Genomic DNA, 12,647 nt, shown 5'->3' with positions numbered 1-12,647 from the left:
CATTGACGATTGACTATTTACCAACTTTCTTTGCGGGTACAACACTCACTAAAGAACCTGGTTTACCAGGAATTGCACCTTTAATGAGTAATAAGTTGCGTTCTGCGTCTACACGCACAACTGTCAATTTACTAATGGTGACGCGGGTACCGCCCAAGCGCCCTGCCATTCTTTTTCCTGGATACACACGACCGGGTGTTGTACCAGCACCAATGGAACCGGGCGCTCTGTGGTTTTTAGAACCGTGAGACATTGGCCCGCGACCAAAGTTATTCCGCTTTTGGTTGCCTGCAAAACCGCGACCGATACTTGTACCAATTACATCGACGATTTGACCAGCCGTAAAAATATCTGCTTTGATTTCTTGACCTAATGTATATTCGCTAGAATTATCTGTGCGAAACTCACTTAGGTGACGTAAAGCTGGTGCTGATGATTTGGCTAAGTGACCCAATACGGGTTTATTGAGAGCTTTTGGTTTGACTTCGCCATAACCAAGTTGAATGGCGGTATAACCGTCAGTTTGCTTTGTTTTTACTTGTGTAACAGTGCATGGCCCTGCTTGAACAACAGTGACAGGAATTGCTACTCCTGCCTCGTCAAATATTTGGGTCATGCCCAGCTTGGTGCCGAGAATACCTACAGACACAGTAACTGGTTCTCCTTTTTACTTACTGAGCAGATTCATCGGGATGTTCGGTAATGTTCTGACTGAGGGAGGACGATCCTCAGTAATTTCCAGCAACTAGTGTTGCTTTCTCTTATCCAGAAAACAAAAACCGTTCCCTCAATTTTGGTTGAATCCGTTTACCTGAATTCAGTTGCTTACTAGAACAGCCATGAGTTGCTTCCAAACGGATCACAAATCTCTGTTTTTAAGGCAATGCTCTAAAGCTTTGCTTTTCGTGCAGCAATGCTCTCGTCCAAGCAGTTGCTTAGGCACTTTTTGGAGGCTGCTTTTTTGATAGCCTCCTTGTTGTAGAAGGACTTAAGTAGTTAATTACCACTCAGTATCCCTATAACTAAGACTTTTGTACTACTACAGCACTAGTATTACGACTCAGTTTCTACTTTTAGGATTACCTTAAACTACTGTTCAAGGTTTTGCCTAGTTTATCCGGTTTACAGGAAAGAATCCAAATTGTATCCGGCTTATGGCTTTGATTACTTCGCCATAATTATATTTGGTGAACATCAAGGCTTTTTTAGTTTAGCAGTCTCTTGGTAGCTTGGCTTAACTTATAACTTGATTCTGTTTACTCAGCGGTTATATATTACGCCAATGCAACATACCAAGAAAGGCTTTATTTGGCCGTTTGGTCACAATCTCACATTATAGATGAGGGGTGTGATGTTTGTCGAGTATTTTTTTAAGAGTTGTGGCTCATGGTTTGGGCTGCCCAAACCATATCTATATTATTAAGTGAATAAATAAGCTTTTGGAAGCAATTTGTCTTATCAGGTAAGACTTTGGCGAGTTTTTGCCTAGTTGCTATCTGACTGCACCTTAAATATTTTACTTAACAGTAAATAATAGAGATATGTAAGTGGGATAGGATAAACGAAAATCTATGGCACTGATTACCACTGGCAATGGTTTAATCCGAGATTTGGAGAAATTTGGCGCTCTCGGTACGTACGTCCCTTTAGAGGGAGGTTTTGAAGGTCGATATCGCCGTCGGCTGCGTGCTGCTGGCTATGTGACTTTGAATATGACTGCTAGGGGATTGGGCGATGTAGCTGCCTATCTCACTGGAGTTCATGGTGTGAGACCACCTCACTTGGGTAAGAAAAGTACTGGTAGTGGTGCGGCTGTGGGTAGTGTCTACTATTTACCCCCAATTGTTAACTATCAGCTAGAACAGTTACCACCAAAATCTAAGGGTTTGGTGCTGTGGATCATTGAAGGGCATATTCTGTCTGACCAAGAAATTGAGTTTTTAGCAGAATTGCCGAAATTGGAACCCAAAGTCAAAGTAGTGGTGGAAAGAGGCGGTAGTCGCGCTTTTAAATGGAAGCCTTTGACAGCTACCTTCGGGGTTAGTTCTCAGGCTGTGTAATTTTTGGGATTACAACAAGGGCGATCGCATTTGTAATTGTACAGGTGCGATCGCTTTTTATCTGAGAGTGCGATCGCCCTTGTTTTTCATGACAAAAATAACTCCGGCTCGACGTGAAAAAACTGTCCTAAAACCTTAGCCTGTTCTTCTGTGATTTCTTTCTCTCCATCAAGTAACTTAGTTACTATTTCACTGGAACCCAGTACTTCCACCAAGTCAGATGGCTGTAAATTTCGAGCATCCATCAAATGCAAAAGTCTAGAACCAGGGGTTGAAGCATTAAGTTGATAGTGCTTTCCTTCAAAGTCTTCGATGAGTTTGACTAATAGTTCTAACAAGATATCTTCTTCTGGACTCAAGTCAGGACGAGCCAATAATTCTTCAACCACTGCCAGAAATTGCTCATTTTCTGACTCAGTTTTGATGATACGGGGTTGATAGTGTAACAATAACTCACCGTAAATTGTGGAATTAATAGTATGGGTCATGCTTCCAGTCGTCTTTGTCATAATTGGCATGAGTCAAAACGTACTTGACATAGATAACCTGCTTCTCGTAATTAATACTGGTAATTAAGCGATATTTGTTGCCTTTAATATTAAAAACTGTAAAGTTACTAACAGCTTCAGCTTTTGGGTAGACTGTTTGAACCTCAATCAGATTAGCCCAGTTTGCTTTGCTTGCTGTCTCAAACCAGTCATCCAGTGCTTCGCACGAATCAGCGTGTGTTTGGCAAAATTCTCGAAGCTTTTTCCGACTTATCACGTGCATACCTTTATTTTATTTTTTAATATCCTCGGCGAGTAGCCACCGGGACTGACACCTCGCAAACTAGCGCAAAAAAATTCACACTTGTGTTTACAAGTGCGAGACGATCGCCCACTATATTACTTTCCATTTCAATATATTTAGAAGCATTTTCTCTCTATATACCTAATATCAAGCTAAAAACCACTTTTTAGCAATTATTTAACTTCACAAAAATAAAAAAATGTCTATTGTAAACATTTATATCAATTATGAGTGAGCAAATGGGTACTTTAAGGATCTGAGGGCTTTAGGGTACTAGTAGATTTATGAATCATGTATTAGATGCCGATCAAATCGGTTGGTTAATAGCGGGGGAAAATTTAGTCATCTCTTGTTGTTATTTCATTATTGGTAGTGTTATTGGTTATGGGGTTTGGCGTAATCGAGAAGCAGGTGTTGACCCACTGGTAGTGACAGTAGCTGGGATTTTCTTCAGTTGCGCTTTTGGTCATGGTTTGCATGTAGTGGGAATGCTGGGTTTTGTTGATTCACATTTTTGGCAAGCAATAGCTGATTTATTAACAGTTGGGATTGCATTACGCTTTCTCAGTTTCTATAAAAGTTTTGATTTACTTGCTTGTTTCAGTCAGATATTCGCTTCAAAAATCGAACTGGAAAACAAGAATCAACTTTTGGAAACCGCGATGACAGAACTCAAGCAGATGCAAATGCAGTTAGTCCAACAAGAAAAGATGTCAAGTTTAGGACAATTAGTTGCTGGGGTTGCACATGAAATTAATAATCCTATTAACTTTATTCACGGTAACTTGACTTATGTTGAAGAATATGCAGATTATTTGTTGAGTATTGTCAATGCTTACCAAGCGCATTTTCCGGTTTTACCCTTGCCCATTCACAGGCTAATTGAAGAAGTTGATTTAGACTTTTTGCAAGAAGATTTGCCAAAAATTTTAAATTCAATGAAAGCAGGAAGCGATCGCATCCGGCAAATTGTCCTATCATTACGCAATTTCTCGCGCTTGGATGAAGCGGAACTAAAAGCAGTGAATATTCACGAAGGTATTGATAGTACACTGATGATTTTGCATCACCGCCTGCAAGCAAAACCAGAACATCCAGAAATTAAGGTGATCAAAGATTATAGTAATTTGCCGGAAGTAGAGTGTTATCCTAGTTCACTCAATCAAGTTGTTTTGAATATTCTCACAAATGCGGTAGATACCCTAGAAGAGAAAATTACGCAAAAATCCCATTCAGAAATTCAAGATAATCCACCTCGAATTACAGTCAAAACTTCTTTGACGGCAGAAAAATGGGTGGAAATTACTATCGAAGATAATGGAGTGGGGATTCCTGAACAGTTTCAGCCACACATTTTTGACCCATTTTTCACGACAAAACCCGTAGGTAAGGGTACAGGAATTAGTATGTCAATTAGCCATCAGATAATTGTCGAAAGACATCATGGCAAATTGACCTGTCTTTCCACCTTTGGTCAAGGAACAGCGTTTGTGATTCAAATTCCATTGAAACAAAACGCCTATGCGCTTGTTTAACGTTATGGTTATGGTAGAAATACAAAGTTTTGTTGGCTGTGGAAATTGAAATGCGATATGAAGACCATCCAGATGTTTATGCGCGTGTCTTCGCAAGAGTTTTAGGATGTTTACTTCCTGGCGAAATTACTGTTATTCTCTTTCCCGGACATGGGTTAGTGCTAACTGAAGAAATCCCGACGCAGCTAATTCCTGAAAACTTGAGAATGCCCAATAGTGAATTTTATGTGTTATTTAAACATCCTGGGCGCGAAATGATCCGAATTTTGCAAATTGATGAATTTTGTCCAGAAATTGATGAAAGTCGGGATTGATGCTCAAATTGTTTTAAGTTGCAAACAACAGCTTGTTGAGATAGTAGGTGAAAGGTAATAAGGTGAGATGACAGTGATATTATCGACCTTTTATCAATTCAGATCAGTTTTAGATTCATAATTGGGCGATCGCTAGTTTGTGTTGTGGGTGCGATCGCCCAATTTTTGTGATTGTATGGCGATCGTGCTTTGTTGAATATCATCCTTTTAACTGGCTATTCTATGGCAAAACCGTTATTTCTCTTGATTGATAGCCAATTTACGGTGGATAGATTCGAGATAGAGAACATAATAAGTTTCGATAAATTGCAAGTATCCAGTCGTATAAGTACTGAAAATAAAGTATTAAAAATGTTATTTATTTGAGATTGCTAGACAAAGAAATATACTGAGAAAACAACCTAAAATAGCGAGATAAAGTTTATTCTAAATTTGCTTAATACATAAAATAATTTATACAATCTATGGAACTTATTACTTATGCTAGAGAAGTCGGCAATAAGTATAAGAACATGAACAGAATTTGGCGTATTTTAATGGTTTCTAGCTTAGTGGGATTGGGTACTTTAGTTAATGCTAAAGCCCAAGCAGCTTCTTTTGAAATTGACTCTACCTACACTTTTTTGAAGACCCAATCTGATACAACTTATTACAACGGTGTTCAGACAATTGCAGGTCATACAAAAGCCATATCTTTAGCTGATTTGGGTCTTGAAGCTGGAAATACAATTCGTTTAACTACCTCTGGTGCATTTAACTGGAGTGTTTGGAACCCTGGACAAAGAAACGATATGATTGGGGTCTTCAGTGCTTCGGATACATTGCTTGATTCTTCTTTTCAACAACGTGTAGCTGATGCTATTAGCCTTGATGCGGAAGATGCTGGTAAGTATGGCTATACAGAAGCAAACTGGACTTCTAACACTTTATTTGACACCACTAATCAAGCAGGTTCTACTTACGACGGCTCAAAAGATGCTTATATGTGTAATGGAGCAACTTTAAGTGATGTTAATAGAACTTGCGGTCAAAAAACATTGTTTGATGGTGTATTCGGAATCTTAGGCGAGATGACAATTAAGATTCCTACCAACGCTAAGTTTTTATTCCTGGCGGTTAATGATATTTTCTACAGTGACAACACTGAAAAAATGTTAGTTGATATCACTAATGTAGAATCTATCAATAACGTAGCCAGCGCCCAATATGTAAATGATACAACTTCTGTTCCGGAACCAAGCACAGTTGTTGGGATTGCAGCTACACTTGCATTGGCTTTAAGAATGAAGTCTAAAAAACAAGTTGCTAATTAATTTGGACAGAATTCAGAATCATGAATAAATCAAGAGTTTGCTAGATAGAAATTTAATATTCTCATCATACTAGTTATCAAACTCTGAGCAATTCAGACTTCTGGATTCTGGATTCTACATTCTTAAATTTTGTTGCCGATGTTATTAGTGAAAAGAGAAACCTTTAATTTCGGGGGCATATATCTATCAATTCTCAAACTGTTTGATTTACTGGATTAATGCTTTGGCGATCGCTGTTCTGAATTATAGATGCGATCGCTTTTTTTATTGATGGTTATTAACCATCAAATTTAAACCTAAAAATAGAGCCGCAATAGTTCCTGACACTGAAATTTCACCTTGATGGATTTTATCTAATACCTCTGACACAGGAATTAAAATTACTTCAATTTCTTCTGTAATATCTAAGTTTTGTTCCCCGACTTTGATCACATTCTCGGCTAAAAATAAATGTATGCGGTTAGTATCTTTGCTGGGTTTATCATAAAAAACAGTGACTTTTTTAACTTGTTGAGCCTGATAACCAGTTTCTTCTTGTAATTCTCGAATGGCGGCGATTTCTGCACTTTCTTGGGTGGGGTCAAAATGTCCGGCTGGTAATTCGATAAAAAAATCGGCAACTGCGTGTCGGTATTGGCGAACGAAAACAATTTCTTGATTACTGGTAATTGGCAAAATAATGGCAATTTCTGGTTTAATACTGACAAAATAATCATCAATAACTTTCCCGTTAGGTAATTCGATTTTATCTTGTCTGACTCTACACCAAGGATGGTTTAATACCATTTCCGATTGCAAGATTTTCCATTTATTCAGATTGCTCATAGATGCTAAATAATAAATGTAAAAAAGTATAACAGATGCAGAAAATCAGCTAAAATCCCTTAAACTATTTTCTGCCCTAGCCATCATAGAGCAGACTTATTTGAGAATGAAGAAAAGAGACAAGGTAGACAAGAGAGACAAGTTAGAGAGGTTTGTATATCATTTAGGATTGCTATAGAGCAGACTTATGGAATTAGAAGTCAAGGAATTTACTGTCAATAAACGATTTCCCTTAACTATTAGTCGGGGGACAACTGCACAGACAACGAATGTCTGGGTAAAAATTTCGCAAGATGGCGTTGAGGGCTGGGGAGAAGCATCACCGTTTGGTGTCGGCAATCATGCTCAAAGAACCGAGCAAATCAAAGATGCGATCACGCAAGTTATACCATTATTAACAACTTTTAGTCCTTTGCAGAGACAGCAAGTCGAGCAGTTGTTAATTCAACAGCAAATTCCTTCATCGGCGCGGGCGGCTGTAGATATGGCGATGCACGATTGGTTGGGTAAGTTTGTTGGTTTACCACTGTGGCAGATTTGGGGATGCGATCGCAATCTTATTGTCCCAACTTCGGTAACTATTGGCATAAATTCACCAGAAGGTGCGAGGGCGAGGGCGCGGGATTGGTTAAATTATTTGGATGTGCGGCTGTTTAAGGTGAAATTAGGTAGCCCCGATGGTATTGAGGCAGATCAGCAAATGCTATTAGCAGTCCAACAAGAAGCACCAAATCTAGAATTTTTTGTGGATGCAAATGGTGGTTGGAGTTTGCCAGATGCAATTAAGATGTGTCATTGGCTGGCTGATTTAGGTGTAAAGTATGTAGAACAGCCACTAGCAAGGGGTCAGGAAGAAAGTTTAGCCCAACTCAAACAAGAGTCACCCCTACCGATTTTTGTGGATGAAAGTTGCTTTACTAGCGTTGATATTCCCCATTTGGCAAACTACGTGGATGGAATTAATATCAAACTGATGAAGTCAGGGGGCTTAACCGAAGCATTGCGAATGGTACACACAGCGCGGGCTTACAATTTACAAGTGATGTTTGGCTGCTATTCTGACAGTTCACTCGCTAACACAGCCGCAGCACAATTAGCACCACTCGCTGATTATTTAGATTTAGATAGTCACCTCAACTTAGTTGATGACCCATTTATGGGTGCATTAGTAGTAGAAGGAAAAGTTTTACCAAACGATTTACCAGGCTTGGGGGTACAATACAGTGCGTTTGCCGCTTAATCAACGAATCGCTATTCTGCTGCATGAAGGAACTACAGGAACACAGGGCAAAACCGGGTTGGCAATTTTACGCTACAGTGAAGCCCCGATTGTCGCAGTAATTGATAAGGTAAGTGCTGGTAAGTCTTTGCCAGAATTAACAGGTATCAAGCGTGATGTGCCGATTGTAGAATCTGTCACCGCAGCTTTGGCATATAAACCAGAAGTATTGGTAATTGGAATTGCACCCAAAGGTGGTGCGGTACCCGATGATTATTGGATAGAAATTAAAGATGCCTTAAAAGCTGGTATGTCTTTGGTGAATGGTTTACACACACCATTGGCGACGATGACAGAGTTAAATGCAATTCTCAAACCAGGACAGTTAATTTGGGATGTCCGTAAAGAACCACCAAATCTAGAGGTAGCGAGTGGGATGGCGCGGACGCTTCCCTGTCGCCGCGTGTTGACGGTGGGAACAGATATGGCGATTGGGAAAATGTCTACTAGTTTAGAACTACACTGGGCGGCAAAGTTACGGGGTTGGCGTTCTAAGTTTATCGCTACAGGTCAAACTGGTTTGATGTTAGAAGGTGATGGTATCGCTTTAGATGCTGTTCGTGTAGATTTTGCAGCTGGTGCTGTGGAACAAATAGTGATGCGTTATGGCAAAAACTATGACATTCTGCACATTGAAGGACAAGGTTCGCTGTTACATCCTGGTTCTACTGCTACCTTGCCTTTGCTTCGCGGTTCTCAACCCACACAACTAATATTGGTACATCGGGCGGGACAAACTCATAACCGGAATAATCCCCATGTCCCGATTCCGCCGTTAACGAAAGTGATTCAAATGTATGAATCTGTAGCCAGTGCGGGTGGTGCTTTTGGGAAAGTACCTGTGGTGGGTATAGCGTTGAATACTGCACATTTAAATGAGTTTGCCGCCCAAGAAGCGATCGCCCAAACTACAGCCGAAACCGGTTTAGCTTGCACTGATCCGGTGCGGTTTGGGGCTGGGTTGTTGTTAGATGCAGTAATGCGGAGTGAAGTGTGAAATGTAAAATTTCCTACTTCTATTGAGATCAAAGATCCTAAATTTGGGAAAACTACCAAATAGGCATCACCTTGAGACTGTTGTATGAAACCTACTTTACACAAAGGGCAACTAACAACTTGGAAGGATGATAGAGGCTTTGGCTTTATCAAACCCGATGGTGGTGGTAAAGAGGTTTTCTTACATATCAGTGCTTTGAAAGGAGCAGGTCGTCGCCCAACGCTTGGAGATACAATTCTATACGAGCAAGTTATTGAAGCAAATGGCAAGATACGTGCTACCAAAGCCTCCATTCAAGGTGTTGTGCCTCAAACTTCGTCAACTAAGAGAAGAAACAGAAAAGGTGGATCGCTCAAAACCGCCGTTGGGGTCGTAATTTTAGCTGCCATTGCTCTGTTTAGTCGTAGTCCTTTTCCCCCACCAATTAGTCGTAGTCCTTTTCCCCCACCAATTACATCTATTATGAAGCCGGGATGTATGATTAAAGGCAATATTTCAATTGCAACAGGAAACAAGTTTTATCATCTCCCAGGTATGGAAGATTATGGATCAACTGTTATTGATCCATTGAAGGGAGAGAGGTGGTTTTGTACAGAGAAAGAAGCGATCGCAGCTGGTTGGCGTAAAGCACCAAGGTAAACACAGCAACCCAACACTCAAATTTCACACTTCAGACTTTCCTTGACAGCGATCGCTGGGCGATTACCTTGTTCTTCTCGTTTATCTGAATCTGGTAAACTTACCAACAGAACATCCCCTCTCACTATCTCATTCTCCCAGAGATGCCAGCATTCCTTCTGTAGTCAGCCAATCCTCATCACTCGCTGCTTCCCATGCTGCAAATTCTACCTCTAACTCATTGGGTATTTGTACCAGCAAAGGAGTCAGCAGTGCGACAATCTCTCCACTCACCGAATTTCCATGAGCTTGCGCTCGTTGTGCGATCACCTGATATAGTTCCATCGGCAATGTCACTTGAGCATCAATGTCACCTGAACCATTCATAAGAACTGAGATATCGATAGAATATCTTATTCATTGTATTGCGATCGCACTGAAATTTTACACTTCCAACTTTGTTTGACAGCGATCGCAAGTTCCCTGCACAGTTACTTCATAGCGTTCGGCTTTTAACCCCGAACGCAGTTTATTTAAATCAATGCACTGAAAGGTATTCCAATCAATGTCTTCAATTGCACCACAACAGTTGCAGCGAAAATGATGGTGTAGCCCAACATTGGCATCGTAACGTGAGACACCTTCTTCTAACAGTACTTCTCGCACTAAGCCGACTTCCCGTAAGGCTTGGAGTGCAGCATAAACTGTGGCTTGAGAGGAAGTTGGTGCATCTTGATTCAAGCTTGTCAGAATTTGGTCTACTGTGGGGTGGTCTTCTCGCCCTAGTAGATTGGCATAGACGGCAAAGCGTTGAGGCGTTACTCGCAATCCCTTACCCTTGAGTGTTTTGACAATTTCATCAGCTTTTTGCTGCATAGCATTCACTTGAATCAGATTAACAGACACAGACCACTATTATAACGTTTTTCAGAAAGATAAATTGTAGAGAGTATTTCTCACTAATATATAAGTCTTAGTTCAGAATAGTTATGATTTCATCATATCAGTTGAAACAGCAAAACTTGATCATTCTCAGTGCTGAGTCAGAAAAAAATACTCAACACTTTAGTACTATGATAAATACCACGCTCGTGGGCGGTCTTTTAACTCAGCACTCAGCACTTTCCACTCAGCACTCTTTATACCCTGAGATTGAAGGAAAACAGTAGCGATCGCTCTAGGCGGATGAGGTCAGTTACTCATAGCATTAAAACAATCCCTTTGCATAAATGAACTCAGCATGAAACGAACCAGGAAGTCTCTGCTGCTCACCTTGAGTTGGATTTTGTTGTCAGTTAGTACTTCAATTGTAATTATTCTGACGCAACCTTTAGCACCTGTTCCAGCCCAAGAACCTGCCACTACCACCGTAGAAACAACAGATACACCCAGTTCCGAAAGTTCACAGCCTAACCAAACGCCCAAACCAGAAGCGACTGAACCGAAAAAAACAGACACTGCCACGGAACCTGCACTCACGCCTGAAGAACTTGCCCGTCAACAAAAATTTATCGAAGCTGATAAATTATACCTCGCCGGAAATATTACTGAGGCAGAAAAACTCTATCGGGAAGTTAAAACACCATTCGCCAACACAGATAGTGCAACTCAAGAACGTAAACCAGCCATTGTTGACCCGACGCAACTATCCCCAGCAGGTAAAGTTTACTGGCGAGAATCAGAAGCCGGAATTGCGGCTAAGTTGCAAACAAGAACAGAAGTACCGCTAAAACTTTTGGTTGAACAGTATCCCGAATTTATTCCTGGTCATATTCGCTATGCTGAGATTCTCAAGCAATATAATCGCCCCAAAGAAGCTGTAGAGATTTTAGAACAAGCATCATCAATATATCCCGATCAGCCAGATTTAATTAAAGCTAAAGTTACCGCACTGGCTGATGAAAAAAAATGGATGGAAGCATCCTTAGCAGCGCGTCAATTTGCGATTCTTTATCCTAATGATCCGCAAGCCGAGGAATTTACCCAACTTGCAGAAAAAAATCTCAAACGCTACAAAGCCCATATCCGCGAAGAAATTAGAGGTAATACTCTCGCTAACATTATTACAGGTGCAGTTGGCTATGCGGTTACAGGTAGTTTGTTAGGGCCGTTTTCTGCCTTAGACTCTACCATCTTGCTGCTACAAGGCGAAGGTGCGGTGGGTGAGTCGGTAGCAAAACAGGCAAAACAACAGCTACCATTAGTTAAAGATGAGGAAGTGCTGGCCTATGTGAACGAAATTGGGCAGAAACTAGTGAAAGTTTCAGGACGCACCGAATTTAAATACGAATTTTTTGTGATTCCTGAAGAAGAATTGAACGCCTTTGCCTTACCAGGAGGTAAAGTTTTTATTAATGCTGGTGCGATCGCTAAAAGTAATTCTGAAGCTGAACTCGCTGGGTTAATTGGTCATGAATTATCTCACGTAGTTTTATCCCACGGTTTTCAATTAATTACTCAAGGAAACCTGATTTCTAACGTTACTCAATATCTGCCTTTTGGCGGTACAGTCGGTCAACTTTTCTCCCTCAGCTACAGTCGTGAGATGGAACGTCAAGCAGATGTTTTGGGTACTCGCTTAATTGTGGCTAATGGCTATGCTGCTGATGGGTTGCGTAACTTGATGGCGACGCTACAAAAACAACAAAAAAATGCGCCTCCGACTTGGTTATCATCCCACCCAGGTGGTAAAGAACGGGTGAATTATCTCGAAAACTTGATTATTCGTGGTAAATACAACCGCTACAGTTATGAAGGCGTTGAACGTCACACAGCCATTCAAACCAAAGTCAAACAAATCCTCAAAGAAGAAAAAGAACGAAAAGAGAAAAAGCGGCGTTCTGAATGAATCAAAAAACAAATTTTTGCGTCACTGAAATTATCAATTAGCTAACCTCATATCTACTAAAGGATA

General features: G+C 40.6%; 14 protein-coding genes. 8 read left to right on the top strand and 6 right to left on the bottom strand.

The features are described 5' to 3' along the window. Window positions 1–13 precede the first annotated feature (13 nt). Complete coding sequence (gene rplC, locus H6G75_RS23005; RefSeq protein WP_190982297.1) at window positions 14–649, bottom strand: 50S ribosomal protein L3; 636 nt, start codon at window positions 647–649, stop codon at window positions 14–16. A 922-nt stretch (window positions 650–1,571) separates the two neighbouring features. On the opposite strand from rplC, the gene H6G75_RS23000 reads away from it, so the two are divergent. Then, window positions 1,572–2,060, top strand: coding sequence for an NAD(P)H-quinone oxidoreductase subunit N (locus tag H6G75_RS23000; RefSeq protein WP_190982296.1), 489 nt, complete (start codon window positions 1,572–1,574; stop codon window positions 2,058–2,060). 86 nt (window positions 2,061–2,146) lie between these two features. Here the strand turns inward: H6G75_RS23000 and H6G75_RS22995 are convergent, their stop codons facing one another. Further along, window positions 2,147–2,548, bottom strand: coding sequence for a type II toxin-antitoxin system HigA family antitoxin (locus H6G75_RS22995; RefSeq protein ID WP_190982295.1), 402 nt, complete (start codon window positions 2,546–2,548; stop codon window positions 2,147–2,149). After that, window positions 2,532–2,831, bottom strand: a complete 300-nt coding sequence (locus tag H6G75_RS22990) for a type II toxin-antitoxin system HigB family toxin (RefSeq protein WP_190982294.1) — start codon at window positions 2,829–2,831, stop codon at window positions 2,532–2,534. The genes H6G75_RS22995 and H6G75_RS22990 overlap by 17 nt, the downstream gene beginning before the upstream one ends. A 305-nt stretch (window positions 2,832–3,136) precedes the next feature. Here H6G75_RS22990 and H6G75_RS22985 point away from each other — a divergent pair, with 305 nt between their 5' ends. The 3 genes from H6G75_RS22985 to H6G75_RS22975 all read left to right on the top strand — a co-directional run bounded on the left by H6G75_RS22985 (window position 3,137) and on the right by H6G75_RS22975 (window position 6,014). Then, the gene (locus H6G75_RS22985) at window positions 3,137–4,387 is read left to right on the top strand and encodes a sensor histidine kinase (protein WP_190982293.1); all 1,251 of its coding nucleotides are present in this window, start codon (window positions 3,137–3,139) and stop codon (window positions 4,385–4,387) included. Window positions 4,388–4,437: 50 nt separating this feature from the next. Further along, window positions 4,438–4,701, top strand: coding sequence for a hypothetical protein (locus tag H6G75_RS22980; protein WP_190982312.1), 264 nt, complete (start codon window positions 4,438–4,440; stop codon window positions 4,699–4,701). 464 nt (window positions 4,702–5,165) lie between these two features. Then, window positions 5,166–6,014: a PEP-CTERM sorting domain-containing protein gene (locus tag H6G75_RS22975; protein WP_190982292.1), complete on the top strand. Its 849-nt coding sequence runs from the start codon at window positions 5,166–5,168 to the stop codon at window positions 6,012–6,014. A 264-nt stretch (window positions 6,015–6,278) separates the two neighbouring features. Here H6G75_RS22975 and H6G75_RS22970 read toward each other — a convergent pair whose 3' ends face one another. Continuing rightward, window positions 6,279–6,839: an NUDIX hydrolase gene (locus H6G75_RS22970; RefSeq protein ID WP_190982291.1), complete on the bottom strand. Its 561-nt coding sequence runs from the start codon at window positions 6,837–6,839 to the stop codon at window positions 6,279–6,281. A 187-nt stretch (window positions 6,840–7,026) separates the two neighbouring features. On the opposite strand from H6G75_RS22970, the gene H6G75_RS22965 reads away from it, so the two are divergent. From H6G75_RS22965 to H6G75_RS33125, 3 genes are all read left to right on the top strand, one after another. Next, complete coding sequence (locus H6G75_RS22965; protein WP_190982290.1) at window positions 7,027–8,079, top strand: dipeptide epimerase; 1,053 nt, start codon at window positions 7,027–7,029, stop codon at window positions 8,077–8,079. Further along, entirely contained in the window at window positions 8,063–9,115 is a 1,053-nt protein-coding gene (locus tag H6G75_RS22960) for a DUF1611 domain-containing protein (RefSeq protein ID WP_190982289.1), read from the top strand. Before H6G75_RS22965 ends, H6G75_RS22960 begins: the two co-directional genes overlap by 17 nt. A gap of 84 nt (window positions 9,116–9,199) precedes the next feature. After that, the gene (locus tag H6G75_RS33125) at window positions 9,200–9,754 is read left to right on the top strand and encodes a cold shock domain-containing protein (protein WP_190982288.1); all 555 of its coding nucleotides are present in this window, start codon (window positions 9,200–9,202) and stop codon (window positions 9,752–9,754) included. A 129-nt stretch (window positions 9,755–9,883) separates the two neighbouring features. Here H6G75_RS33125 and H6G75_RS22950 read toward each other — a convergent pair whose 3' ends face one another. Both H6G75_RS22950 and H6G75_RS22945 read right to left on the bottom strand, forming a co-directional pair. After that, complete coding sequence (locus H6G75_RS22950; protein WP_190982287.1) at window positions 9,884–10,120, bottom strand: Arc family DNA-binding protein; 237 nt, start codon at window positions 10,118–10,120, stop codon at window positions 9,884–9,886. 57 nt (window positions 10,121–10,177) lie between these two features. After that, complete coding sequence (locus H6G75_RS22945) at window positions 10,178–10,609, bottom strand: Fur family transcriptional regulator (RefSeq protein ID WP_190982311.1); 432 nt, start codon at window positions 10,607–10,609, stop codon at window positions 10,178–10,180. 364 nt (window positions 10,610–10,973) lie between these two features. Between H6G75_RS22945 and H6G75_RS22940 the strand changes: the two genes are divergently transcribed. Next, complete coding sequence (locus tag H6G75_RS22940) at window positions 10,974–12,581, top strand: M48 family metallopeptidase (RefSeq protein WP_190982286.1); 1,608 nt, start codon at window positions 10,974–10,976, stop codon at window positions 12,579–12,581. Window positions 12,582–12,647: the final 66 nt, after the last annotated feature.

It is taken from the genome of Nostoc sp. FACHB-280 (assembly GCF_014697615.1).
Classification (GTDB): domain Bacteria; phylum Cyanobacteriota; class Cyanobacteriia; order Cyanobacteriales; family Nostocaceae; genus Nostoc_B.
The sequence above is the reverse complement of the archived record's forward strand: the minus strand, read 5'-3'. Positions and strand labels throughout refer to the sequence as shown.

Bases quoted from the DNA above. Each gene is read 5' to 3' on its own strand.
- H6G75_RS22970 (WP_190982291.1), bottom strand. From the start codon at position 6,839: ATGAGCAATCTGAATAAATGGAAAATCTTGCAATCGGAAATGGTATTA.
- H6G75_RS22985 (WP_190982293.1), top strand. From the start codon at position 3,137: ATGAATCATGTATTAGATGCCGATCAAATCGGTTGGTTAATAGCGGGG.
- H6G75_RS22995 (WP_190982295.1), bottom strand. From the start codon at position 2,548: ATGACCCATACTATTAATTCCACAATTTACGGTGAGTTATTGTTACAC.
- H6G75_RS22990 (WP_190982294.1), bottom strand. From the start codon at position 2,831: ATGCACGTGATAAGTCGGAAAAAGCTTCGAGAATTTTGCCAAACACAC.
- H6G75_RS22945 (WP_190982311.1), bottom strand. From the start codon at position 10,609: ATGCAGCAAAAAGCTGATGAAATTGTCAAAACACTCAAGGGTAAGGGA.
- H6G75_RS22975 (WP_190982292.1), top strand. From the start codon at position 5,166: ATGGAACTTATTACTTATGCTAGAGAAGTCGGCAATAAGTATAAGAAC.
- H6G75_RS23000 (WP_190982296.1), top strand. From the start codon at position 1,572: ATGGCACTGATTACCACTGGCAATGGTTTAATCCGAGATTTGGAGAAA.
- H6G75_RS22950 (WP_190982287.1), bottom strand. From the start codon at position 10,120: ATGAATGGTTCAGGTGACATTGATGCTCAAGTGACATTGCCGATGGAA.
- H6G75_RS22980 (WP_190982312.1), top strand. From the start codon at position 4,438: ATGCGATATGAAGACCATCCAGATGTTTATGCGCGTGTCTTCGCAAGA.
- H6G75_RS33125 (WP_190982288.1), top strand. From the start codon at position 9,200: ATGAAACCTACTTTACACAAAGGGCAACTAACAACTTGGAAGGATGAT.
- H6G75_RS22940 (WP_190982286.1), top strand. From the start codon at position 10,974: ATGAAACGAACCAGGAAGTCTCTGCTGCTCACCTTGAGTTGGATTTTG.
- H6G75_RS22965 (WP_190982290.1), top strand. From the start codon at position 7,027: ATGGAATTAGAAGTCAAGGAATTTACTGTCAATAAACGATTTCCCTTA.